22 protein-coding genes are annotated in these 23,448 nt (G+C 45.6%); 4 read left to right on the top strand and 18 right to left on the bottom strand.

Features of this window, described 5'->3' with window-relative positions; all coding sequences use genetic code 11:
- Positions 1-34: 34 nt before the first annotated feature.
- Positions 35-772 (top strand): SDR family oxidoreductase, encoded by a 738-nt coding sequence (locus ABXT40_RS07500; RefSeq protein ID WP_443645001.1) that lies wholly within the window; start codon positions 35-37, stop codon positions 770-772.
- A 253-nt stretch (positions 773-1,025) separates the two neighbouring features.
- On the opposite strand, the gene ABXT40_RS07505 is transcribed toward ABXT40_RS07500, so the two are convergent.
- A complete protein-coding gene (locus ABXT40_RS07505; protein ID WP_443645002.1) occupies positions 1,026-2,078 on the bottom strand; it encodes an MraY family glycosyltransferase in 1,053 nt (350 codons plus the stop codon).
- Positions 2,079-2,388: 310 nt separating this feature from the next.
- The gene (locus ABXT40_RS07510; RefSeq protein WP_443646984.1) at positions 2,389-3,396 is read right to left on the bottom strand and encodes an NAD-dependent epimerase; all 1,008 of its coding nucleotides are present in this window, start codon (positions 3,394-3,396) and stop codon (positions 2,389-2,391) included.
- A 337-nt stretch (positions 3,397-3,733) separates the two neighbouring features.
- Between ABXT40_RS07510 and ABXT40_RS07515 the strand changes: the two genes are divergently transcribed.
- Positions 3,734-4,951 (top strand): glycosyltransferase family 4 protein, encoded by a 1,218-nt coding sequence (locus ABXT40_RS07515; RefSeq protein ID WP_443645003.1) that lies wholly within the window; start codon positions 3,734-3,736, stop codon positions 4,949-4,951.
- A gap of 135 nt (positions 4,952-5,086) precedes the next feature.
- The gene (locus ABXT40_RS07520) at positions 5,087-6,904 is read left to right on the top strand and encodes a glucosamine 6-phosphate synthetase (RefSeq protein ID WP_443645004.1); all 1,818 of its coding nucleotides are present in this window, start codon (positions 5,087-5,089) and stop codon (positions 6,902-6,904) included.
- A gap of 30 nt (positions 6,905-6,934) precedes the next feature.
- Here ABXT40_RS07520 and ABXT40_RS07525 read toward each other — a convergent pair whose 3' ends face one another.
- The 3 genes from ABXT40_RS07525 to ABXT40_RS07535 form a co-directional block, all read right to left on the bottom strand.
- Positions 6,935-7,426: an acyltransferase gene (locus ABXT40_RS07525; RefSeq protein WP_443645005.1), complete on the bottom strand. Its 492-nt coding sequence runs from the start codon at positions 7,424-7,426 to the stop codon at positions 6,935-6,937.
- Positions 7,423-8,385: a Gfo/Idh/MocA family oxidoreductase gene (locus ABXT40_RS07530; protein WP_443646985.1), complete on the bottom strand. Its 963-nt coding sequence runs from the start codon at positions 8,383-8,385 to the stop codon at positions 7,423-7,425. Before ABXT40_RS07530 ends, ABXT40_RS07525 begins: the two co-directional genes overlap by 4 nt.
- Positions 8,386-8,476: 91 nt before the next feature.
- On the bottom strand, positions 8,477-9,784 hold the full coding sequence (locus ABXT40_RS07535; protein WP_443645006.1) for a nucleotide sugar dehydrogenase: 1,308 nt from the start codon (positions 9,782-9,784) through the stop codon (positions 8,477-8,479).
- Positions 9,785-9,941: 157 nt separating this feature from the next.
- Between ABXT40_RS07535 and ABXT40_RS07540 the strand changes: the two genes are divergently transcribed.
- On the top strand, positions 9,942-12,056 hold the full coding sequence (locus tag ABXT40_RS07540; RefSeq protein WP_443645007.1) for a polysaccharide biosynthesis protein: 2,115 nt from the start codon (positions 9,942-9,944) through the stop codon (positions 12,054-12,056).
- A gap of 29 nt (positions 12,057-12,085) precedes the next feature.
- On the opposite strand, the gene ABXT40_RS07545 is transcribed toward ABXT40_RS07540, so the two are convergent.
- The 13 genes from ABXT40_RS07545 to ABXT40_RS07605 are packed head-to-tail and all read right to left on the bottom strand — an operon-like array spanning position 12,086 to position 23,447.
- Positions 12,086-13,336, bottom strand: a complete 1,251-nt coding sequence (locus ABXT40_RS07545) for a DegT/DnrJ/EryC1/StrS family aminotransferase (RefSeq protein ID WP_443645008.1) — start codon at positions 13,334-13,336, stop codon at positions 12,086-12,088.
- Positions 13,337-13,385: 49 nt separating this feature from the next.
- The gene (locus ABXT40_RS07550) at positions 13,386-14,123 is read right to left on the bottom strand and encodes an SDR family NAD(P)-dependent oxidoreductase (protein WP_443645009.1); all 738 of its coding nucleotides are present in this window, start codon (positions 14,121-14,123) and stop codon (positions 13,386-13,388) included.
- Complete coding sequence (locus ABXT40_RS07555; RefSeq protein ID WP_443645010.1) at positions 14,107-14,514, bottom strand: hypothetical protein; 408 nt, start codon at positions 14,512-14,514, stop codon at positions 14,107-14,109. The genes ABXT40_RS07550 and ABXT40_RS07555 overlap by 17 nt, the downstream gene beginning before the upstream one ends.
- Positions 14,514-16,097: a GMC family oxidoreductase gene (locus ABXT40_RS07560; RefSeq protein ID WP_443645011.1), complete on the bottom strand. Its 1,584-nt coding sequence runs from the start codon at positions 16,095-16,097 to the stop codon at positions 14,514-14,516. The genes ABXT40_RS07555 and ABXT40_RS07560 overlap by 1 nt, the downstream gene beginning before the upstream one ends.
- On the bottom strand, positions 16,097-16,558 hold the full coding sequence (fabZ, locus tag ABXT40_RS07565) for a 3-hydroxyacyl-ACP dehydratase FabZ (protein ID WP_443645012.1): 462 nt from the start codon (positions 16,556-16,558) through the stop codon (positions 16,097-16,099). The genes ABXT40_RS07560 and fabZ overlap by 1 nt, the downstream gene beginning before the upstream one ends.
- Before the next feature lie 7 nt (positions 16,559-16,565).
- A complete protein-coding gene (locus tag ABXT40_RS07570; protein WP_443645013.1) occupies positions 16,566-17,156 on the bottom strand; it encodes a sugar transferase in 591 nt (196 codons plus the stop codon).
- Positions 17,156-18,358: an acyl-CoA reductase gene (locus ABXT40_RS07575; protein ID WP_443645014.1), complete on the bottom strand. Its 1,203-nt coding sequence runs from the start codon at positions 18,356-18,358 to the stop codon at positions 17,156-17,158. The genes ABXT40_RS07570 and ABXT40_RS07575 overlap by 1 nt, the downstream gene beginning before the upstream one ends.
- A complete protein-coding gene (locus tag ABXT40_RS07580; RefSeq protein ID WP_443645015.1) occupies positions 18,345-19,349 on the bottom strand; it encodes a LuxE/PaaK family acyltransferase in 1,005 nt (334 codons plus the stop codon). The genes ABXT40_RS07575 and ABXT40_RS07580 overlap by 14 nt, the downstream gene beginning before the upstream one ends.
- Position 19,350: 1 nt before the next feature.
- Entirely contained in the window at positions 19,351-20,742 is a 1,392-nt protein-coding gene (locus ABXT40_RS07585) for an AMP-binding protein (protein ID WP_443645016.1), read from the bottom strand.
- Positions 20,743-20,982: an acyl carrier protein gene (locus ABXT40_RS07590; protein WP_443645017.1), complete on the bottom strand. Its 240-nt coding sequence runs from the start codon at positions 20,980-20,982 to the stop codon at positions 20,743-20,745.
- 14 nt (positions 20,983-20,996) lie between these two features.
- Positions 20,997-21,653 carry an acetyltransferase gene (locus ABXT40_RS07595; RefSeq protein WP_443645018.1) on the bottom strand — a complete coding sequence of 219 codons (657 nt, stop codon included), beginning with the start codon at positions 21,651-21,653 and terminating at the stop codon, positions 20,997-20,999.
- Entirely contained in the window at positions 21,653-22,624 is a 972-nt protein-coding gene (locus ABXT40_RS07600) for a transketolase family protein (protein WP_443645019.1), read from the bottom strand. Before ABXT40_RS07600 ends, ABXT40_RS07595 begins: the two co-directional genes overlap by 1 nt.
- A gap of 1 nt (position 22,625) precedes the next feature.
- Complete coding sequence (locus tag ABXT40_RS07605; protein WP_443646986.1) at positions 22,626-23,447, bottom strand: transketolase; 822 nt, start codon at positions 23,445-23,447, stop codon at positions 22,626-22,628.
- Between the last annotated feature and the right edge of the window lies 1 nt (position 23,448).

Here is a 23,448-nt window from a genome sequence, read left to right on the forward strand (position 1 = left end):
TTTAATGCCCGCTTTAACATAGGAATTTCAGATCATGCGCAAAACCATCATCATTACCGGTGCCGGAAGCGGCATTGGCGCCGCAACAACAAAAGCATTTTTGGATGATGGCTATCATGTCGGGCTAATTGGGCGGCGCGCCGAAACGCTGAAGGCGACAGCCAATGGTCATAAAAACGCACTGATCCTACCCTGTGACGTTGCCGACCCCGCCGCGGTGGATAGCGCCTTTGCCCAAGCGATGGCGGCATGGGGGCGGCTTGATACGCTGTTCAACAATGCTGGCATTGGCAGCTTTTCAACAACCATTGATGAAATTCCAGTGCAGACCTGGCTTGATGTTGTTTCAATCAACCTGACTGGATCATTTTTGTGCGCCCGCGCCGCATTTAAAATCATGCGCGAACAATTACCTCAAGGCGGGCGTATCATCAATAATGGATCAATTTCGGCGCATGCACCACGTCCGGGATCAATTCCCTATACAAGCACCAAACACGGCATCACCGGCCTAACCAAAAGCCTGTCGCTTGATGGGCGGCCTTTCGATATCTGCGCGTCACAAATTGATATTGGCAATGCGCTAACCGATATGGCGGAAGCGATGACAACCGGCATGCCACAACCCGATGGCAGCATTCGCTCGGAAGCTACAATGGATGTAACGCATGTAGCATCTTCGGTTTTGTATATGGCAAATCTGCCGCTTGATGCCAATGTTCAATTCATGACGGTGATGGCACCAAAAATGCCCTTTATTGGGCGAGGCTAGTCAGGCGAAAGGGTGTTTAGGTTATGCAGACCCTTGATACAGATGAGGCCGGAACAAAAGCAACAGCGCTCCATCTATGAATAGTGATCCATCGGCCAAAGAAATTTTCCGTTAACTGAATTTTAAAAAACGACACGTTTGAAATGACAAAATTTATTGCTGCATCGTCATTGGCGCTGTTTTGTCGCCAGCCAAAGAAAGCCAACAATAAAAATCTTGAGTAGCTAAAATAAATGTAAAAAAATTATATAGTTCAACTACTGCTGGCGGCTTTTCTGAGGACAATTATAGAGACTTCATAAACCAATATACAAATAAAAATACCGGCAACAAGAAAGGTCATTTCGTTTCGGTATACCAATGCCCATATCGATGTCCCTAGGGCAAAAAACAGCAAGATAGTACTCGCCAATCCGTTTTGAACCCAAGGCTGAAATGGTGTCCGAGCTTGAATGATTTTGAATAAAAGGCTGTGGAGATGTTTATCATCTGGCTTTAAAATAACGCCAGACCCTTTATTTGCCCGCCTAAACGTCGAGCGCACGAGTTCATAAAATGGAAAGGCAACAACCAAAAGGCTAAAAAATGGTGAAACCACCGGATTTCTTTCCGGCAGAAGCACAGCTAATCCAGCAGCAAGGCTTCCTAAAAGGTATGCACCCCCATCCCCAAGAAAAATCCTCCCAAATGGATAATTCCAAATAAAAAAACCAGCCGTAGCAGAGGCCATTAAAAATGCGTAGAACGCAAGCTCCGTGTCATTTACACTTACGGCGACTATGGCTATGGATAACGCGATTATAATAAAACAACCACTTGCAAGGCCGTTTAAACCGTCAATAATATTCATAGCGTTAGCTAATGAAGCAACTGCCATTGCTGTGAGGCTAATTGATATTACCGAAAATTCGAAAATAACCCTTATTTCTTCTATTCCTACTCGACTAATTGAGTACCCAGACATCAAGCAAAAAATCAATCCTGTGAGTAGAGAAAAAAAGAGCCGAACTCGCGCGGAAACATTTCCAGTAAGATCTTCTAAGACGCCTGCGAAAAATACCGGAGCAGTTGCAACGAGCAAAGTCAGCATCAAAATATTTGGCTCATAATTAATTACCGATAAGCATAGCAAGCTTAGAAAAATGCATGCGCCGCCAAGTCGGGAAATCAAGCCTTGATGAATTTTTTGGGGACCAACAACACTGTCTACAGCTAATCTATTCTTGCTCAGAGGATGAAAAGCGAAAAATGCCGCGCAACAGCCTGATAGACCAAAAGCCCATAGTAATATATAATCTTCAAACATTATTTCCGTTAAAAACCTCTAAATCTAAAAACCAAATTTTTCCAAAAATAGGGTTAATTCCTGACATTAATCATGTCAAAAAAAATAATTTTGGGGGTCAGCTAGTATCGGTATAGCTCAGTTCCATCTCAATATGCTCCATGTAAAGCGCTGAGCCACATTAAGTATATTGTTCTTGTAACTCTGTCCTTCTGAAAAACTGAAGCATTTACAACAAAAAATGAGATTAGAGGAAGGTGTGTGATTTTCCTAACCTTCTATCTAACAGAGCGCAGGAAGTCTGGTTTGCAATCAAGACAAAGCAACTGAATTAGATTTTATAATAGTCACGATACCACCCCACAAAGTTTTTGACACCAACTTCAAGCGGCGTGCTTGGGCTAAACCCAATCCAATTGCTTAGCAAGGACGTGTCAGCAAAAGTTGCAGGAACATCGCCCGGTTGCATTTGTAGAAAATTTTTCTTCGCCTCGACATCAAACGCAACTTCGAGCGCTCCGACATACGCCATCAATTGCGTTGGGGCTCCATTGCCAACGTTAAACACCCTATATGGTACTGCCGCGGTTGCAGGATCCGGCATGCTGGCATCATAATTAAGATTTTTCGTTGCAGGCTTGTCCAAAACACGAACAATCCCCTCAACAACATCATCAATATAAGTAAAGTCGCGCGACATGTTCCCATTGTTGAAAATATCAATATTTTCTCGTTTAAGCATAGCGCTTGCAAACAGAATGGGCGACATATCAGGGCGTCCCCAAGGGCCATAAACGGTAAAAAATCTCAGGCCGGTAGTTGGCAAATCGAAATTATGCGAATAGGTATGAGCCATCAGTTCGTTCGCCTTTTTTGTGGCGGCATAAAGGCTAATGGGGTGATCTATATTATCATGTTCGCTGAATGGCATAGATTCGTTACCCCCATATACAGAGGAAGAACTGGCATAAACCAAATGCTTAACAGATGTATGCCGACAGCCTTCCAGAATATTCATAAAACCAAGAACATTCGCACTGATATAGGCGTGCGGGCTCTCCATTGAATAACGAACTCCAGCCTGTGCTGCCAAATGAATAACTCGGTCCGGTTTTTTTGTCGAAAACAGCAAAGCCATTTCATTCCGGTCTTCAATATTAATCTTGTGGAATGCGAATTTGCTGTTAGGAAGCAAACGGGCAAGCCGGGATTCTTTAAGCCCTACATCGTAATAATCATTGAGATTATCGACACCAATAACTTGATCGCCACGATCCAATAATCGTTCACAGCAATGCATCCCAATAAAACCAGCGGCTCCTGTGACAAGAATTTTCAAAATCCAACCTTTCAGCAACATCGAAAAACCAAAAGGACTCATTTAATGGTTTTCAAAAGAAATTGATCTTTACAAAAGAGATGCATCATGATGTACCGATTGATGACAAATCGAGTTACATGTTGCCTGAAAAATAACATAAGATCCATGCCTTATCTAAACGTCAAGGCACGGACAACAACATTTTGAAACAAAGCATCTCTGCCGCCGTATTTCTGCGTCTATCGGAATAAAAGCTAAAACTTCTGAGGGTTTATGCTATCATCCTACCTTGCACATCGCTCCCTGATATGTTCCGACCTAAAGACAGCAGTCTAACAGCTTTGGTATTGAAAATATGAGAATAACGGTTGTATCGAAATACGCACCAGTACCAGGATATGGTTCAAACCCACGATGGTTCGAATTGGCGAAACGTTTATCCGCTCAAGGACATCAGTTTGAAATTATCACCTCTGACTCAAATCACGGCTGTAGTTTTCGGGTTGAGGAGGGTAAATCTACTGAACTAGAGATAGAAGACGTTTCATTTCTCATTATAAAAACGCTTAAATACAACAAAACTGCCAGTGTGATGCGTGTTCTGAGTTGGTTTGACTTTGATGTTAAGCTTTTCCGGTTCCGGCGGCACATAAGCCCTGATGTGGTCGTCATTTCATCATTGTCGCTCACGCCTATATTATTTGGAATTTACCTAAAATGTTTTAAAAGAACACGTCTTGTTTTCGAGGTACGGGATGTCTGGCCATTGACCCTAGTCGAAGAGGGAAAATTCAGTCCGCTAAATCCCTTTTCGCTGTTTCTAAGAGCGATTGAACTGTTGGGCTATAAGCATGCCGACCTAATCGTTGGCACCATGCCGAACTTAAAACAACATGTTGCTGATTCCGGCGTTAAAAAACCGACCACAGCGTTTCATTCCTGCGGTATCGGCGTGGATGTTGCGCGGGTTCGGTCCAGCAAGCCATTCAAGTTTGACACGCAGACAGAAAAACGTATCAAAGGAAGAATTGTTGTCGGATATTGTGGAAGCATTGGCCTCACTAACAATTTAGATGATTTCGCCAAATATATGGAGACCAGAAACACCATGGATGTTGTTTTTCTGATTGCAGGAGATGGCGCCCAAAAACAGTCCCTTGAACAACAATTTAGCACCCAGAAAAACGTGATTTTTTTGGGCAAAATTCATCCGGATGATGTACAAGGATTTTTGCGTCGTTGTGACATTCTGTTTTTAGCCACTATGCCAAGCCGCGTATGGGACTATGGCCAGTCGATGAACAAGGTGGTGGACTATATGCTAGCCGGAAAATTTATTATCGCCCAATATGAAGGTCATCCATCCATGATAAATGAGGCTGACTGTGGTATTTTCACCTGCGGCACGGGGCTTGCCAAATGTTTTGAAGACGCGTTTAGAATGAGGCCAGAGATGCGGCGATCAAAGGGTTTATCTGGTCGTGCCTGGCTTTTGCAACATCACAATTATGATCTATTGGCTCAAAATTACATCGACAAAATTAAACATTTAGAAGGTATTAAACGACTTTAAAACTCAGGTTCACTTGGAGTTTTGTTTACCTATCCAATGGATGTTTTCAAGTCTTTCGATTCTAAAATCAGCTGCCTGCGAGCCCGTATATTGGATCACGTCACCTGTTAGTCGGCTAAATAATGGAGCAAATGCATGTGTGGATTATTTGGAATAATTGGAAGTGGGACGATTAGCGCTCCATCCATCGTTCCGACACTTGTCCGTAACGCCGAATACCGTGGTCGCGACTCCTCCGGAGCTGTGTTATTTAGAGAAAACAAGGCTGAAATTTTTCAGGCAGACACTACGGCAAGCAAACTTTTCTCAAAGATAGATTGCTCAGGCAGTGATTTGCTTCTTGGCCATAGCCGTCTCATCACCAATGGGTTTAAAGACAACCAACCCATCTCAAGGGACGGCATCGTGGTTCTGCATAACGGTATTGTTCTAAACGATGGCAAGCTTTGGAAAAAAACAAATCGCAAGAGAACGAATAAACTGGACTCTGAAATCATAGCTGCCGTTTTTGCCGATAGTTTTGACACATCCAATGATGTCAAAGCCGCCTGTGACACTGTGCTTGACGTCTGTGAGGGCGTCGTTTCGGCCTTCATTTACGCCCCAAAGCTGGGCAAATTGTGCCTGCTATCAAATAATGGTAGCATGTATTTAGGCCGAAGAGGCGATGATTACGTTTTCGCATCAGAAGAATGGGCGCTCTTACAAATACATTGTCAGTCGATAGAAAATATTAGAGGTGTGCGAACGCTGGATGTGACTAGGTATGATGGGAACATATCTAAAAATTCTGTTTTCACCAGCGACCGCCTCAACCTTGTGCCTGAATATGTCACCTCACACGGGCAGGAGCAAAAACTTCAATACACTGTCCCAAATCTTCAACGCTGCAAAAAATGCATCCTACCCGCAACGATGCCTTATATCGAATTCGATGCAGATGGCGTATGTAACTACTGCTTGCATTATGAAACTCGGAACAATCCACGGTCTTTAGAGACATTGAAAGAGCTTGTTGCCCCCTATCGGCACAAAGATCGTCCCGATTGTATTGTCCCATTCTCGGGCGGCCGTGACAGCTCCTTTGCTCTTCACATCATCGTTAAGGAGCTTGAGATGCGTCCGATCACCTACACCTATGACTGGGGTATGGTCACTGATCTTGGGCGGCGTAATATCAGCCGAATGTGTGCCGAGCTTGGCGTAGAAAACATCATTGTCGCCGCAGACATTGAGAAAAAACGGACGAACATTAGGAAAAATCTGAATGCATGGTTAAGGCGGCCCCACTTAGGCATGCTAAACTTGTTGATGGCAGGCGATAAACATTTCTTTCAGCATGTAGAAACCGTGAAAGAACGAACGGGAGTATCGCTAAATTTATGGGGCATTAATCCCCTTGAAACCACGCATTTCAAAACAGGCTTCCTTGGCATACCACCCAGCTTCAGCTCGAAAACAGTTTACCACACAGGCTGGCAAGCTCAGTTGTACTATCAGAAAAAGCGCCTAGCCCAAATTGTCCGAAACCCGGGTTATATCAACAGCTCAATATATGACACATTGTCTGGTGAATATTGGCGCAGCATTCACCAGAAAAGTGATTATTTTCATATCTTTGATTATTACAAATGGGAAGAAACTGAGATCGACCAGGTGTTGGCGCAATATAATTGGGAAACCGCAATAGACACCAAATCAACATGGCGTATCGGTGATGGGACCTCGGCCTTTTACAATTACGTCTATCACAGAACCGCTGGGTTCAGCGAACATGACACATTCCGGAGCAATCAAATCCGGGAAGGACAATTATCACGCAGAGAGGCGCTTCGTGCGGTGAAAAGCGAAAACGCGCCCCGCTACCCAAATATCAAGTGGTATCTGGACGCTATTGGTGTTGATTTTGACGATTGCATCGACCGTGTTAACAATATGACACCATTATATTAACGCCTGACCTGTGACGGGGCCAACAGGTGGCTAAGGTTTTATACGGTTGCCATCGCGATCAACAAGGCCAATCTGGCGGGCCGGGACCCCCGCCATCAACGCAAAAGGCGCCACGTCCTTCGTGACTACGGCCCCTGCCCCAATGAAGGCGAATTCGCCTATCTCGACACCACAGATTATCGTGCAATTGGCCCCAAGTGTGGCGCCTTGGCGTACAATTGTCGGGCGGTATTCAGACTTGCGACTTATCTTGGCACGGGGATTATAGACGTTGGTGAAGACCATGGAAGGACCGCAAAACACATTATCTTCTAACCGAACAGCGTCATAAATCGAGACGTTATTCTGAACCTTTACATTTTCCCCAAGCACAACATCATCACCAATGAAAACGCCTTGTCCAAAGGAACAATTCGCACCGATTTTGGCGCCCTTACAGATATGCGTCCAATGCCAAACACGACAATTATCGCCCAGCATAGCACCTTCATCGACAATGGCTGTTTCATGAATAAAGGTCATGTTGGCTGCGCTAGGAAAAGTCTGACCAAACGTCCAATATTTTCCTGCGATTCTGGATTTTTTGCGGATGCCCTACGCAATGTTTCAACCGTTTCGATGCAGGCACGTGCATCTTCAACCCCAAAGCCTGAGCCTGCAAGAATATGCTGGTACGAGGTTGTGTGCAGATCCGTAAACCCCTCAGAAAATTCAATCTCTTCATCATCTACCGTGATTGATCTGTAGGTGGATTTGTCATTTCCGGCCGCCAATTCAACATCGCCGCGATTGATCGAGAGAAACCACCGCACGATTGCCCTCTCATATTCCAGAAAACCGCCCGCACGAACATTATCTGAGTAATGTAATTCTGAATATTTTAAGGAGCCAAAGAGGAAATGCAGCATATCAAAGAAATGAATGCCAATGTTGGTCTCGATCCCAAACGACTTTCGGGGATCCCCCTTCCAACTCTCCATATACCATCGACCACGTGAAGTAATATAAGTCAAATCTACTTCGAATTGTTGATCACTGGGCATTTTGGCAATTTTCTTGCGCAAATTTATTATCGCTTCGTGGTGACGAAGTTGAAGGATGTTCCAAACACGATGTCCAGTGTTAACCTCCAAATCAGCCAGATAGGATACATCATCTCCAGTGGGAACCAACGGTTTTTCGCAAATGACGTCACAGCCAAGGCGCAATCCCATGCTGATATGCGCCCGATGCAAATGATTAGGCGAGCATACAACCATATAGTCAATTTTGCTATCAGGGTTTGATTGAGCGTTACTGGCAAATTCCAAAAACCGCTCGAACTCACAAAAGAAATAGGAGTCTGGGTAAATGCTATCAATTATGCCGACTGAATCATTGACGTCATACGCCACCACTAACTGGTGTCCTAATGCTTTAATCGCGCGCATATGGCGTGGTGCAACGTAACCAGAAGCTCCAATAATTCCAAATTTTTTTATGGTCATAGCCTACCCAAATTGGTTTGTAGTTATGTTGATTTTGCCCTTTGCAGCACTTGTATTTGCGGGCCTAAAATAGCCGTGGCTCGCGTTATGAACGTATAACCTTATCCGACAATTCACGGTAAACGCCGCGCGTATCAATGATCAAAGTTGCATGTTTCAAAATGAAATCATAATCGAAATCAGTATGGTTGGTGGCTACAATGACGGCATCCTGCTCAGCCAACATGCTCTGGCTTACCTCGACATGTGCCATGTTAAAATCAAAAGTGCGTGTCTTTGGCAAGGTTGAAACATATGGATCAGAGTACGTTACCAGAGCGCCTGACTTTTTCAATAAATCAATCAATTCCAATGATGGTGACTCTCGAATGTCGTCAACTTCTCCTTTATAGGCGACCCCTAAGATCAAGACCCGACTATTTTGAATCGGTTTTCCAATCTCGTTCAGCGCCATGGCCAATTTACCCATCACAAAGGATGGCATTGATTTGTTAATTTCACCAGAAAGTTCGATAAACCGTGTGTGGATGCCATATTCTCTGGCCTTCCATGTCAGGTAAAATGGATCAATAGGTATACAATGACCGCCCACCCCCGGCCCCGGATAAAAGGCGGTGAAACCAAATGGTTTTGTGGCGGCAGCATCAACAACCTCAAAAATGTCAATGCCCATTTTGTCGGCGACAATTTTCATTTCATTAACCAGGCCAATATTTACCGCACGGTGGATGTTCTCGAGCAATTTAGTCATCTCGGCAACACGAGGGGACGAAACAGAAACCACTTTTTCAATAGCCAGACTGTAAAATGTTTGGCCAATATCAAGGCAGTCTGCGGTAACGCCACCGACGATCTTCGGAATTGAATGGGTCGTAAAGACCTTGTTCCCCGGATCTTCGCGTTCTGGTGAAAACACCACAAAGACGTCTTGCCCAACCACAAAACCGGCATTGGTTATTATTGGCACCAGTATTTCTTCAGTGGTTCCGGGCCATGTTGTGCTTTCAAGACTTATCAACTGTCCAGACCGCAGAAACGGTTCAACCGAAGATAACGTCGAAGTCACGTAGCTCAAATCCGGCTCACGGTGGCGGTTAAGGGGCGTTGGCACACAAATGATCACTGCATCACAGTCAGCGATAAGGTCAAATGTAGATGTAACCTGCGCACTACCCGCCATCGCCGTGGCTACAGCCTGATCAGAATATCGTTCGATATAGCTTTCCCCTCGCACCAAAGAGTCAATCTTCTGTTTATCAATGTCGAACCCAATAACATCAATATTAAGAAAGGCATGCTCTAAAAACAGAGGCAGACCAACATAGCCCAAACCGATAATACCAACCGTTATTGATCCATCTTTAATTTTTTCCAGCAGATTCTCTTTGAACATTTCATCTCTCTGTATTGACCCAAGCTTGTATGTCTTCAGGACGCCAAACTCTCCGACATCGTCTCCACCAAAACCCGTCTCATGACAGGTAAAACTCTAACAACACGGGAAATCTAACACCATTTTACGAAAAAATTTCAATTTTCTTTGCACATATATGTGTGAACAATATCAAAACTGGTATCAACACATAGTGCTGTTTACAACTTATCCCAAGGATGAATTTAATATTCTCCTAAAATACATCAATTTTTTATGTTTTATTTGGTTATCTGGGATTAAGTTGAGTTCCCGGTTTGTAGAACGCCGTGTTCGTATTGGGCGAACGCGCTTTGTAAGAGTATATATTCAGATGGTCGCTAAAATTTTGGAAATGATGGTTGGTTTTGATCGCCGCACGAAAACAATCGTGCAAATCTTGGCCGATACAGTGATTGTCATATTTAGTCTGTTCATCGCTATGAAAATTCATAGCGAGCACCTGATTTTGCTAAATGAATTCCACTTTCTTATGACAGTCGGAATTGTCGTTCCAGCTACTATCGTGATTGCCGTCCAGCTGGAGCTTTACAAAATCATGGTAAGCCAAATTTCGATATTCACTTTAAAAAAAATGTTGGCTTGTTCGGTTTTCTCAGCCGCAATTTTTTTGACATGCTCTCAATTATTGAAAACCAGCATACCGCACACTGTTCCGTTCATTTATATGTTGATGATGCTCATTAGCATGGCAAGCGCGCGATTTTTATTGCCGGAAGTTCGCACCATCGGTAGCAACGAGCGACCTAAACGCGTGGCAATTTATGGCGCCGGAGATGCGGGCAGGCAACTTCTAAACGGATTGGACAGGAACCACAAATACACAACCGTTCTTTTCATTGATGACGACCCCACCCTACAAGGCATCTCCATTGGGGAAATCAAGATTCATAGCATTGAATATGCAATATCCCGGCTTGATAAACTGAACATAGACATGATTTTGTTAGCCATTCCGAGTGCTTCGCAATCAGATCTGCAACAAATATTTTCCCGATTGAGCCCTCTTCCAGTGCAAGTTCGCGCCCTGCCGGGGCTTGCTGAGCTTATCAATGGCAAGGTCGACACAAAACAACTACGACGCCTTTCGATAGAGGACCTGCTTAGCCGACCACCCGTCCAATCTATCGAAGCGCTCATGGATGTAAACCTGCGGGGAAGAACGGTTTTGGTTACAGGTGCCGGAGGTTCAATCGGCACTGAATTATGCCGCGAAATAATCACCCATGAACCAACAAAATTAATTGTCTTTGATGTATCTGAATACGCGCTTTACAAAATTATGAACGATCTGAAATCACGCAATAACGCGCTAGGCGAAACCATCACAATCATTCCCGTTCTGGGTACAGTTCAGAACAAACAGCATGTAAGCCAAGTTATAAAAACATATAATGTTCAGACAGTTTATCATACAGCCGCATACAAGCATGTGCCGCTGGTCGAATCCAACATTATTGAAGGGCTCAGAAACAACGTCTTTGGCACCTTGAACATTGTGCAGGGGGCCGCCAGGGCAAAAGTCGAGAATTTCATACTTGTTTCCACTGACAAAGCCGTTCGCCCAACAAATTACATGGGGGCCAGCAAAAGAATTGCTGAACTAATATGTCAGGCATTTATGAAAACAGCTAAAGATACGAAATTTGCGATTGTTCGATTTGGAAACGTTCTTGGCTCATCGGGGTCCGTGGTGCCGCTTTTTGAGGAACAAATAAAGCGTGGCGGCCCTGTGTCATTAACGCATAAAGATGTTGAACGGTATTTTATGACACCAACCGAAGCCGCCCATCTTGTAATTCAGGCAGGCTTCCTGTCCGGAAGCGGCGATGTTTTTGTACTGGATATGGGCACACCTATTAAAATTCTGGACCTTGCGCAGCGCATGATACGGTTGAACGGGTTTACACCTGTTCTTGAAGGTGAGGATTACACGCATACGGACAGTCTTGAAATCAAAATAACCGGACTAAGACCTGGGGAAAAATTGTTTGAAGAATTAGTGATTGAGGGGAAGTTGATGGAAACATTGCACCCGCAAATCCATGCCGTTAACGAGCCGAGCATATCACTAGAGGAACTCAAAATTCATCTTCAGTCACTGCAAAAGGCGTGCGATAAAATGGACTTTGACGCCATTAAGGTCGTCCTTCATTCCTTGCCAATCGCGTTTGATCAAACACCAGAAAATATGGCCGAGTTAGCTGCGCCACGAAACGCATATTCTGGCTAATCGCTATTAATATAGTCTGGCTGTTAGGCTTACTTGGTCGCACGCTTGAAAACGGAAACTGCGGCGGCGGTGATGGATTTCATATGCTCCTCATCCAACGTGGGATGCACAAGGAACGCCATACTGCTATCGCCAAGCTGTTGTGCAATCGGCAACGCATAAGCAGGCTGCAATCCCGCGGATTGAAACGACTGTTCATTATATATCTGTGAGCATGAGCCATGCATACATGGCACCGACCGGCCCAGCATTTCATCAATGATCCGATCTCTTGACCATGCGGGCTCCATGTTCTCGGCCCGGATAAACACATAGAACCGATAATATGCGTGGCGACATCCTCCCGCTACTGCCCCTGCTGCCGGGCAGTTAATGTTACAACCTTCACATTTTGGAGTGGGAATGCGGATTGGGCCATCAGCCCCGGCAAACGGCAAAAATGCGTCAATGAGTATCTGTGCATTCTTCGTGCGTGCCGCTGTCCATGAGGGCATCTTTTGAAGCTGCAACCGGCCAATGGCAGACTGCATTTCTGTAAGCCTATAGTTGGAACCAAATTGATCATGAACCCACCGAAACCCCTTTGGCTGGTCAGATGAATGCACGCGATCATAACTTTTACCGTGATCCTTGTAACTCCAAATACTATTCCAGAGTTTATGGTCATTGCACGTGACCATGCCGCCCTCACCTCCAGTGGTCATGATTTTGTCCTGACAGAACGACCATGCGGCTACATCACCAAGAGACCCAACTGGTTGCCCCTTGTAAAAAGCGCCATGCGCCTGGGCGCAATCTTCAATTATTTTAATATCGCGGCTGCCGATTACATGCTTTATGGCGTCAATATCGCACGGCCAACCGGCAAGATGCACACAAATAACCGCCTTGGTATTGCCTGTTATTGTGTCTTTGATCTTTGCCGGATTCATATTTTGGCTGTCGGGACAAACATCAACAAATTTTGGAATCGCCCCAGCATTAACAATAACAGAACCCGACGCCACAAAACTACGCGGTGTCACAATGACTTCATCATTTGTGCCGCCGCCGTTACGAGCACCAATACCAAGGCTCATCAGACATAGATCAAGGGCAACGGTTCCGTTGGAGACAGCAACCGCATGTTTGGCACCACACCAATTTGCAAATTCTTCTTCAAATTGCCGTGTGACCGAGCCCGTCCAGTAGTTCACCTTGCCTGAAGACAATACCGCACTAACGCTGTGAATTTCCGCTTCGGAATAAGATGGCCATTCCGGATATTTTTTTTCAGACAAAAACTCTCTACTCCCTAATCAGATACGGCACCTAGCGCACAAATATTCATTAAAAGGGCGTTCCTCGGTCTACCCTGATGGTTTCCCCAGAAACCGCATCAGCGCTATCAGAAATCAAAAAGGCAACCACATCAGCAACATTTTCTGGCTGGGTAATGCCCGGCAAAGATCCAAGCTGATCTAGTTTTTTTCGCGCCTCATCATCCATTGCATCCGCCATTTTGGAGTTAACTGCCGATGGCGCAATAGAATTCACTCTTATCCCAAATTGACCTAATTCAACAGCTAAAACCCTGCTCGCATGGAGTAACGCAGCCTTTGAGGCCCCGTAGGCAAGGGTTCCCTGCTCGGCAAAAATTCCTGCTGTGGAGGCCATATTTATAATTGATCCGGACTTTTGTCTGACAAGTTTTTTGGCAATAAATTGGGTGAACAGCAGGGTTCCAAATAAATTAACGTCAAATAATGCCCGCATATCACTGATTTTTGTCATGCCAAACAGGCTACCCGCCGCAACCCCTGCGCAATTCACCAATCCAGCCATCTGGTCGGCTTCTTTGCCGATTTTGACGGCACAATCCTTGATGCTTTCATCGTGGGACAAGTCCAGATCGTAAATGGCAATGTCGTTATGCGCCAAGGCTTTGAGCCGCGCCGCATTGCTATGGCAGCAAGCAGCAATTTTATAACCGTCCTGCAACAACCGTTGCACCACAGCAATTCCGATATCACCACTAGCTCCCGTGACGATTACAGTCTTGCTGATTGTTTCAATCTTGTTGGTCACGAATGCCTCCAAGGTTATGATTGACCACCTGCTCTAGCAAATCATAGTCAATGTCCTCTAAAATACGTTCATTCGGAAAGAGCGTTGTTCTTCCCATCGACAGCGCACTAATAACATCAGGGTGGGTAAAATACACATCCAAAGCCTTGCTTACAAAAGATTTGGCAAGGTCAAAATCCTGCGCCCTCAGCTGCTTCAAAACATCGTTAACATCGACACTGTCCAGATTGCGCAATTGGGACAAACACACCACCAACGCATTGCCTAGGTTATGATAGCCTTCTTTGGCAAATATGGAAGTTGCTGGTTCACCCAAACTTGAAAAAGAGGGGAGTTCCTGCGCCCCACCACCTGGAAACATTCTATCTAGCAGGTCTGAGACATCCATCATCACGCCACCTTTAGCTGTTGGATAATGTGATCCGCCACATAAAGGGCAACCGCTTGAACCGTGTTGGCGGGATTAACGCAAGACCCCGATGTGAAAACGCTTGAGTCCGCGATGTATAAATTCGACACCCCATGCGTTTCACCAAATTTATTTACGACCGACGTTTTTGGATTGGATCCCATCCTACAGGTGCCCATCGTATGCCAACCGGTTTCGCGGACCGGACCAAAAACATAGGTTTTCGTTGCCCCCGCGGCGATCATGACTTGGCGCGCCCTTTTCATCCCAGAAAGCATGATTGCCTTTGTATTGTCATGTAACTTATAGACCACCTTAACGCCAGCGATGCCATATCTATCGCTGGTGTCCGGATCGAGCGAAATTCGATTTTCCGGCTCTGCTAAATCCTCACAAACCACCGAAATTGACAGCTTTCTTCTATACACTGCGTCAAAGTCCGGCATCAACGACTCACCAAAGTTCAGCCGCTTTTTCAACCACGCAAAACGAGCAGCCTGAAGCGGGCCATCGCCGCGCAAGGCCTGCATCATATACCCGAGCTTATGACCAGCTTCAGGGTCTCTGTAATGTTGAAGGCTGTAAATCATGCAACCCTGTGGGCCAATATCAGGATCCAGTTCATCATCAAATACGCCATCCACAAGCCCAAGTGGATGAATCATCAGATTGCGTCCCACCTGATCTTCACCATTCGCAAGTCCATTTGGGAAATCACTTGTCTTTGTGTTGAGCAAAATTCGGGGCGTTCCAACTGCGCTGGCCGCAAGGACTATTTTCTTGGCCATAACGGTATTTTTAACGCCCGATGCATCGAAATATTCAACACCAACAGCAACCCTACCCCTCATCACTACACGTGAAACAGCCGCCTCGGTTATCACATGCGCTTGAAGATTTTTAGCACGCGACATGTATGTCACATCCGCGCTTGATTTTGCCTGCTGAGGACATCCCGTATTGCACGGCCCAAGGTTAATACAGGCATTGCGTCCGTTAAATTGGCGGGTTGAGATTGCAGAATAACTTGGCCACCAATGCCAATTTAGTTTGTTAAACGCTTCGGCCAATACCCGCCCACTCTTGCCAATAGGCACTGGCGGCAACAGCTTTTCAATCTCCGGATAAGCGGGATCACCAACCAGACCTGCCACCCCCATCTCATTTTCGTTTACATCATAATATGGCTGCAAATCATTGTAGGAGATAGGCCAATCCTCTCCCACGCCATCCTTTGTAAGCAGTTCAAAATCTCGCTTTCTAAAGCGCGGAAAATGCCCAGAATATAGGATTGTAGAGCCGCCGACAGCATTGAAGTTACAAACAGAAATTGGTGAGTCTTTGTCATCTATTGGATAGTCATAATGGCTCTGACGGCGGGCTGGAACAGGGGAAAAAGACTTGGTTTTGATGGTTTCCCAATCAGGCTTTGTTGAAGGGTACGCTTCAGGCTTCATCCAGGGGCCACGTTCAAGGCACGCCACCTTCAACCCCTCCTTTGCCAACTTCCAAGTGACGGCAGCCCCTGCTGCCCCGCCACCAATTACAACAACATCAAATTCCATCATGGTTTCTTTGGGGTATAGCGGTTCAATATGTCCGGAATTGTAATGAGCATTTTGGCCTCACACGCAACGTCTCCATCGGTGTACCCAAATGCGCGCCCCTTGCAAATACCTCGACGCCAGCTATCCACAAAAGCCTCGATGATAAGCGTATCTCCAGGGACCACCTCTTTTCTAAAGCGCACCGTATGTTCTAGTGCATGCGTGACACTGCCTTTCAGGCCTTCTTGCGTGGTTATGGCAACTGTCAACATCTGCGCCATCGCTTCAAGCTGCAATGCACCGGGCATGTTTGGCCCATCGGGGAAATGCACCGGAAAATACCATTCATTATTGGTCAGATGCTTATACCCTTTTGCAAACTCTCCCGGTTCAACTTCGGACACCCGATCTATCATCAAAAATGGATATCTGTTCGGCTGAAACTCTTGCAATTCCTGTGCGTTCAACGAGAATCCCATAATTATCTCACTTTTCTGAATTAAACTTTTTCAATTCACCAGATGGACGAAAGCCCTGTGCGTGGCAAACAACAACCGGTGTTTTGGCGATGATTTTCAGGTCCTGCCAAAGCGAACGCCGCTGTACATACTCTACATCAAGCTGCAACTTTTCGTCCCATGTCAGGTTGTTTCTTCCCAATATTTGCGCCAGACCGGTCATCCCCGGCTTCATCAGAAACCGCTGATTTTGGAGTTCCGAATAAAAGTCATCATACTCACGCAGCAACGGCCTTGGCCCAACCATGCTCATTTGCCCCATCAACACGTTTAAAAGTTGAGGCAATTCGTCAATGCTATATTGCCTCAGCGTCAGGCCAAGCGGCGTAATCCGTTGGCCATCTGTTAACCCCTGTCCCCTGTCAGCGTGCATAGTTCGAAACTTAAACATATTGAACGGTCGCTTTTGCCACCCGCTACGCTGATGCACGAAGAAGATGGGCCGCCCCATTTTTACAAATATCAACATCATCGTCAGCAAAATCACTGGCCATAGCAACACCAGCAAAATACATGCGCAAGCGACGTCAAGTAGACGTTTGGTCTTTTCATAAAACATCAGGCTATTTCGATCTCGTGCGACAACATATTTAACATGTTCTTTCCATCCCAATGCATACCAATTGCCAACGCCTGCCCCACTGGCACAATGCGGTCAAGATTACAGCCATGTGCAAGAAGTGTCTCATAAACTTGCATTGGCGGCACCCCAAAATAGGTCAAAGTCTGTTCATTCGGCCGAATATATTGGGCTAATTCAGAGGTATCTTGAAGGCCAATCTGAAGAAAATTTCCAAATCGCAATCTCTCGCCAATCAACTCTTTATCTTCAAATAACCAGATGTCTTGGCTAAATTTTTGTACCATCACAGAACGTTCCAGTGACTGAGTCATCCGCAAAAGATCGAGTCTTTTTTCAATCGCCATTGTCGCTTGAGGCAGAATTTTACCTTGCAGCAACACGTCAATGCGTGACCAGAACTTCGCCTGTGCTTGTGCGATGGCTTCTTGGTTGCCAAGCCAATACACCACATTCGGGGATGAACATGCATTTTGATCAACCAGAAACGTATCGTTAAAGAAATCGTGAGAAAGCGTTGTGAGCGCATCACTATCACATGCAATGAGCGCATCGGCGTCGATCAGTAGAGATGATGCCTTGTCCGGAAAATATAGCTCTACAACATTTGTCTTTTTCTGCTGTGCCTGAAATTTTGCAACGGTCGTATCACCGCCCCAAACAACCAACCCATCACAGATCTTTACCAAATCCATCAAGGCTGGACTGTCTCTCTCGCAACGAAAGAATTTAACCCGCTTGGCAAGACTAGCAAATGACGGTTGGTTTAACAATGTATCAATGGCTGTCACGATAATATCTATCTGCGGGGCATCAACCGAAGGCACACGCACATAATTAATATTACCCGTCAAGAATCCCATCAAAAACGAAAATGCAAAATTCACCGGAATATTGGATGGCGCGACATGGAGAACAATGCCCCAACCTCTTCGCCTTGCCGGGTTCTGCATCGCTTGCAGCACAAGTTTGATATTCGCCTTTCGGCAAAAATAACCAAAGGTCACAACGTCAGGAAACTGTCGTGCATCCTTGTTTTTCAGGATAGCGACAGACAGCGCGTGGGTAAACTCCACGAGCACCGCATTAGCGCAACTGCGCGCAATACTGTTCTCAAACTCAGGGCCAGCACCACAGAAAACATTCCCCAAATTCAGATCATTGATGTCAGGAATAGGCATCACTGCATCCACGCAATTCCGCATGTTGCATACGGCCCAACACGTTTACAATTGAACCGCTGCGTCCACATGAGCACGAAGCCCCATCATATTTTTGCCCGACATCTTCGGTCAAAATCGAATGTCCGGGATAGCTCAGTTGGACCGCCGAGAAAACCTGTATCAGACCCGGCTCGCCATCGTCCAACACATCCAGGCTTGCAGGATCTCTGATCAACACATCAGCGCCAGCAGAGGCATGCATATTGCCGCTCTCACACTCCATAAATATGGTACCAGTCTGTTCAACCATTCCATAATAATTATGAACCTGTTCACACTCCGTCATTTGCCGAATTTTTTCTTTGAACATATCATTTGAAATTTTTTCGGACTCTAATTTTTTCCACCCGCCACCATGCAACAAAAAAGCGTTGCTAAGATCAAGCGCCTCGGTTTGTTTGGCAAGTGTTTGAATAAACTTACTCCACACAATAGAGGTAAAACCAAAAATAAAAATTTTGGTCCCTTCATATTTGCGCAAAAACGCTTTCACCGCTGGAAAATCAACCTCCATATCGTCATCCAAGGCAAAACATTGCCCCCGTGAGAACATCGAAAAGCCGTTAATTGCCGCTGTTCGGGCCGAGTAGAAATTCCGGTCCGCAACCGTCTTCCTATTATCAATTATCAACATAGGAAAACGCCCCTTGCCAAAATAATCGGCAAAACCATCGACCAATGCACGCGTTTGCAGTTGCGCTGTGCGCTTGTCCAAGAAAATTTTTGAAAAGTGACCAGACGTTCCAGAAGAGCGCATAACTTTATAAACTTGTGAGTCCAGCACACTTTTTAATTCATGCTCCTTGAATGCCCGCACTGGCAGATAAGGCAGGTCTGAGAGCAATTTTGGCGCTGGTTCCAAGGGGAACATACTATCCACATAATGGCGGTATAGATCGCACGCTTGGCGATGATGCTGGGTGAGTTCGCTCAATTCCTTCACGATCATATCAGGCTCCAAGATGTTCACGTTCAAGCGCTTTGTAATCTGGCTTACCTGAAACATTGAGCGGCATGGTATCGAGCGATACAACCCTCAAGACAGAATTATGAAAAGCAAAATTGTCCCTCATAAAACTCAGAGCCTCTTCCTCACCACTACCTACCACAATTGCGGCAACAAGGTTATCCCGACCAATTATGCGGGCATCAAGTCCACTTTCCCGAAGGCGTGACTCAATGAAGTCCAGATTAACAGACACCCCATGTAATTTTACATTACGTTTGATCCGGCCCGTTATATAGACAAAACCGTCCGCATCGATCTTGGCCAAATCACCGGTCATGAGAATGCCGCCAAAACCATCAGCTTTCAACAAATCCTGTCTGTCTATGGCGTATCCCATGCAGACGTTTGGCCCCTTATATACCAGTTCCCCCTCATCTGGCGTATCGGCATGATGATGAATGGTAACTTCGCCAATATCTATGACGCGGCCTACTGAGCCTGCCTTGGCCTTGGCATCTACAGGATCAAGATAACAAATCCTCGGCGACGCCTCGGTCTGACCATACATGGTAAAATATCTAATCCCATGTTCCGAGAAAATACTGTGAAAATGCGCCGTAAGTTTTGAATCTAGCCTGCCGCCCGCTTGGGTTATATATTTCAACGTCTTTAGGATGTCATCGGAAAACCGCATCCTTTTGATCGACTCAAAAATAAAAGGCACGGCAGACAGATCAGTAATGCCACATGTTACAATACCATCCCAGAACTCACGCGATATTGGCGAATGGGAGGAAATATAATAGGACCCGCGCGCCTCAATTATAGAATTCAACACCGACAAGCCGTATGAGTATTGCAACGGTAACAAGGAAATCGCTCTGCGGTTACTTTCAAGCTCTAGATATCTGACAATTGATTCTGTGCAACTTTGAATGTTTTTCTGACTTAGCCTTACAGATTTCGGGTCGCCCGTCGTTCCAGAAGTGGGGAGCAACAACCCTAAATCTGGATGTATTTCCCTACAATCATCTAAATCCGATCTTTTCAGCAGGGTGTAGGTGCCGCTCTGTGCAACCGGCTCGTAACCGGCCAATCGGATCGAGGAAGGGCAAAATATCAATTCAGCTTGATAGGAATCCAGCAACCGCGACAGCGCATCTTCATCTAAATTAGCGTCCAACATAAAGGGAACATGATTGTTCCTCAGCGCCCCAACATAACCGATTACAGTCTCTATGTTCCGGCAGCATAAAATCGCAACAACACTGCGCTCAAACGGCTGAAACACTTCATCAGAACGACTAAAAGTCTGCTCGTAAGAGAGCACGGTTTCACCATCAATTAAAAACGGTAAATCGTCACTTGCATCCGTGCGATCCAGCCAAAACATCTAAATATCAACACCATATTTTTGCATGGTTTTTATGCCAGTTTCGTAAGAGCCAAAATCAACAATATCGTCCATTTCCAGCATGATATCAAACACATCCTCGAGTTCGGCAATCAATGCCATATGGCCGATCGAGTCCCATGCATTGATGCTCTGATATTCAAGAGATGAATTCAATTGATCCTGCTTTAGATCAAAAGTCTCAATAAAAGCTTCATCGTATTTTTCACGGTTATTCATGATTTAGATATCTTTCAAAAAATCTTTTTATGTTCATTTCGACGCACAACCCGCGCTGGATTTCCCAGTGCAATCATACCGTTGGGGACGTCATTATACACAACAGATCCCATGCCAACAATCGATGACTCACCGATCGAAACACCCTGTTTTACCAAAGCACCCATTCCAACAAACGCGTGTGCGCCAACAGATACATCGCCCCCCAAATTAACCATCGAAGCAAGCACAGCATTGTCGCCAACGACCACATCATGACCAATTATAGAGGCGGTGTTGACCGCTACATTTTTGCCAATCCTAGCGGTTGCCTGAACCGAACAAAAAGGGGCTATAATCGCCCCATCACCAACAATAGCAAGGCCGGAGATATGTGATTTTGGCGAGACCACAGAGGCAAGATGTAACGCAAGCCCAGTCAGCTTTTCATAAAGTTTTTGCCTGATATACGGCTCACCAACCGCAATCGTCACACAAGACCCTGCAACGGCATCCTTGGCGTTTATCACAGCAAATCCGGCTTGCGACTCAGATGTCGGATTATCGTCTAGAAATTCACAGTCAAACAACGCATCACCGGAATGTGATATCGCTTCACACAGAATATCCATGGTTTCCAAACCAAGGCCACCAGCGCCGTACAGGTACCATTTTTTGCGCTGCGTCTCCATCAGCTCAACGTCTCTCTCACAAATGCTGCAATACCGGTGCTATCAAGCTTGGTGTTCTGCAACAGGAATGAATAGTCACCTGTTGGAACAAACATGTCATGAATGCCATGGCAGTGTATTTTAACGCTATGGTTCGTGTGATCATTGAAATACCGCACAACGGCATCACCAAGCCCGCCAATTGTGGAATGTTCCTCTACCACAAAAATATGATCAAAATCCTGAGCTACCTGATCAAGTGCGTGATGATCCAATGGCTTGATCGTATGCATATTCAAGATAGAAACATCCACATTCTCGCTCTCTAGCTGGGTGGCCGCTGCAAGACTTTGACCAACCGTAGTGCCCGTTGAAACAATGCATATTTTGCCGCCTTTTCGCACCCAAATAGCCTTGCCAATCTCAAATTCATAATCATCTTCATAGACAATAGGTGCGCTCAAACCACCGGTGAGCCTGATATAAACAGGCTTTGGATAATTCACACATGCCTCGATCGTCTTGTGTATCTCGGCGCAGTCTGCAGGTGAGATCACTACCAAATTAGGGATAGCCCGCATCACTGCCACATCTTCCAACCCATAGTGAGAATTGCCCAGAAAACCCATAGCCAACCCACTCCCTAACGCTACAAGCTTAACAGGCTCCTCCATATAGCCCATGTTCATTCTGACTTGTTCGCTGGCCCGCATGCTTGCAAAAGGCGCAAAGGTTGACGCGAACACATCAAAGCCAGTTCTTGCAAGACCGGCGGCAACACCCACCATATTCTGCTCGGCAATACCCGTGTTAATGAATTGCGAGGAGAAGTCTTTTGAAAACCTGTCCAAACCAGACGATCTTCCAAGATCAGCAGACAGTGCTATGATATTTTCGTTAACGGAACCAACTGCCGCTATGGCTTGCCCATAGGTAGGGCGCGGCCCCATTCGGGACATCGTCCGAGCGCTTCTTTTTGTAATTTCAACCATATTAAATCTCAGCCTCTAAAGCTGCCATGCAATCTTCAAGAACTGTTGGCGTAATACGATTGTGATGCCAATCATTATTGCCTTCCATGAAGGAGACACCTTTGCCTTTCACGGTTTTAGCCACAATTATCGTTGGGGTTCCTCGGTTTGTTTTCGCCGCTTCAAAAGCGGCTGATATTTCGGTTTGATCATGGCCATCAACACTGATTACATTCCATCCAAATGAAGCCCATGCTTCGGCGAGGACTATGTTCTTTGAAAAAGTAGTATTTGCGCCATCATTTCGAAACCCATTTTCATCTAACATCGCGATGAGGTTATCTGCCTCTAATTCTGATGCCGATGCGGCGCTCTCCCAGACTGAGCCTTCATTACATTCCCCATCCCCCAGCAACACGAAAACCTTGCGATCTTGATTGCGCTTTTTGAATCCCAAGCTCATCCCAAGCCCGAACGACAATCCTTGACCAAGGCTGCCATTAGAACTTTCAATGCCTAATGCTATTTTCTTAACCGGATGCGCGATTAAATCGCTGCCATTGGTTTGGAAACTGCGAAGTTTTTCTGCGTCGAAATAGCCATAAAATTGCAGAATTGCAAGATAGCCAAGAACCGCATGTCCCTTGCTTAGAATAAAAATGTCCCTTTTATCCCACTCAGGATTTTTTGGATCATGTTTGAGGTGGGATCCAAACAAGACGTTCAAAAGTTCAACCATGCTCAGACTGCCACCGATATGCGCAGCCTGGCCGCACTCAGACGCAGTTTTGATGATCAACCTACGCAATGTTTGGCAGTCTTTATGAAAATCGTTACTGATCAAC

The sequence above is a fragment of the Candidatus Ponderosibacter sp. Uisw_141_02 genome (assembly GCF_048087665.1).
GTDB lineage: Bacteria > Pseudomonadota > Alphaproteobacteria > Puniceispirillales > Puniceispirillaceae > UBA3439.

What these genes read in the sequence shown, in the direction of transcription:
- ABXT40_RS07500 (WP_443645001.1), top strand. Translation starts at nt 35, where the DNA reads ATGCGCAAAACCATCATCATTACCGGTGCCGGAAGCGGCATTGGCGCC.
- ABXT40_RS07505 (WP_443645002.1), bottom strand. Translation starts at nt 2,078, where the DNA reads ATGTTTGAAGATTATATATTACTATGGGCTTTTGGTCTATCAGGCTGT.
- ABXT40_RS07515 (WP_443645003.1), top strand. Translation starts at nt 3,734, where the DNA reads ATGAGAATAACGGTTGTATCGAAATACGCACCAGTACCAGGATATGGT.
- ABXT40_RS07520 (WP_443645004.1), top strand. Translation starts at nt 5,087, where the DNA reads ATGTGTGGATTATTTGGAATAATTGGAAGTGGGACGATTAGCGCTCCA.
- ABXT40_RS07525 (WP_443645005.1), bottom strand. Translation starts at nt 7,426, where the DNA reads ATGACCTTTATTCATGAAACAGCCATTGTCGATGAAGGTGCTATGCTG.
- ABXT40_RS07535 (WP_443645006.1), bottom strand. Translation starts at nt 9,784, where the DNA reads ATGTTCAAAGAGAATCTGCTGGAAAAAATTAAAGATGGATCAATAACG.
- ABXT40_RS07540 (WP_443645007.1), top strand. Translation starts at nt 9,942, where the DNA reads ATGTGTGAACAATATCAAAACTGGTATCAACACATAGTGCTGTTTACA.
- ABXT40_RS07555 (WP_443645010.1), bottom strand. Translation starts at nt 14,514, where the DNA reads ATGATGGATGTCTCAGACCTGCTAGATAGAATGTTTCCAGGTGGTGGG.
- ABXT40_RS07560 (WP_443645011.1), bottom strand. Translation starts at nt 16,097, where the DNA reads ATGGAATTTGATGTTGTTGTAATTGGTGGCGGGGCAGCAGGGGCTGCC.
- fabZ (WP_443645012.1), bottom strand. Translation starts at nt 16,558, where the DNA reads ATGGGATTCTCGTTGAACGCACAGGAATTGCAAGAGTTTCAGCCGAAC.
- ABXT40_RS07570 (WP_443645013.1), bottom strand. Translation starts at nt 17,156, where the DNA reads ATGTTTTATGAAAAGACCAAACGTCTACTTGACGTCGCTTGCGCATGT.
- ABXT40_RS07575 (WP_443645014.1), bottom strand. Translation starts at nt 18,358, where the DNA reads ATGCCTATTCCTGACATCAATGATCTGAATTTGGGGAATGTTTTCTGT.
- ABXT40_RS07580 (WP_443645015.1), bottom strand. Translation starts at nt 19,349, where the DNA reads ATGATCGTGAAGGAATTGAGCGAACTCACCCAGCATCATCGCCAAGCG.
- ABXT40_RS07585 (WP_443645016.1), bottom strand. Translation starts at nt 20,742, where the DNA reads ATGTTTTGGCTGGATCGCACGGATGCAAGTGACGATTTACCGTTTTTA.
- ABXT40_RS07590 (WP_443645017.1), bottom strand. Translation starts at nt 20,982, where the DNA reads ATGAATAACCGTGAAAAATACGATGAAGCTTTTATTGAGACTTTTGAT.
- ABXT40_RS07595 (WP_443645018.1), bottom strand. Translation starts at nt 21,653, where the DNA reads ATGGAGACGCAGCGCAAAAAATGGTACCTGTACGGCGCTGGTGGCCTT.
- ABXT40_RS07600 (WP_443645019.1), bottom strand. Translation starts at nt 22,624, where the DNA reads ATGGTTGAAATTACAAAAAGAAGCGCTCGGACGATGTCCCGAATGGGG.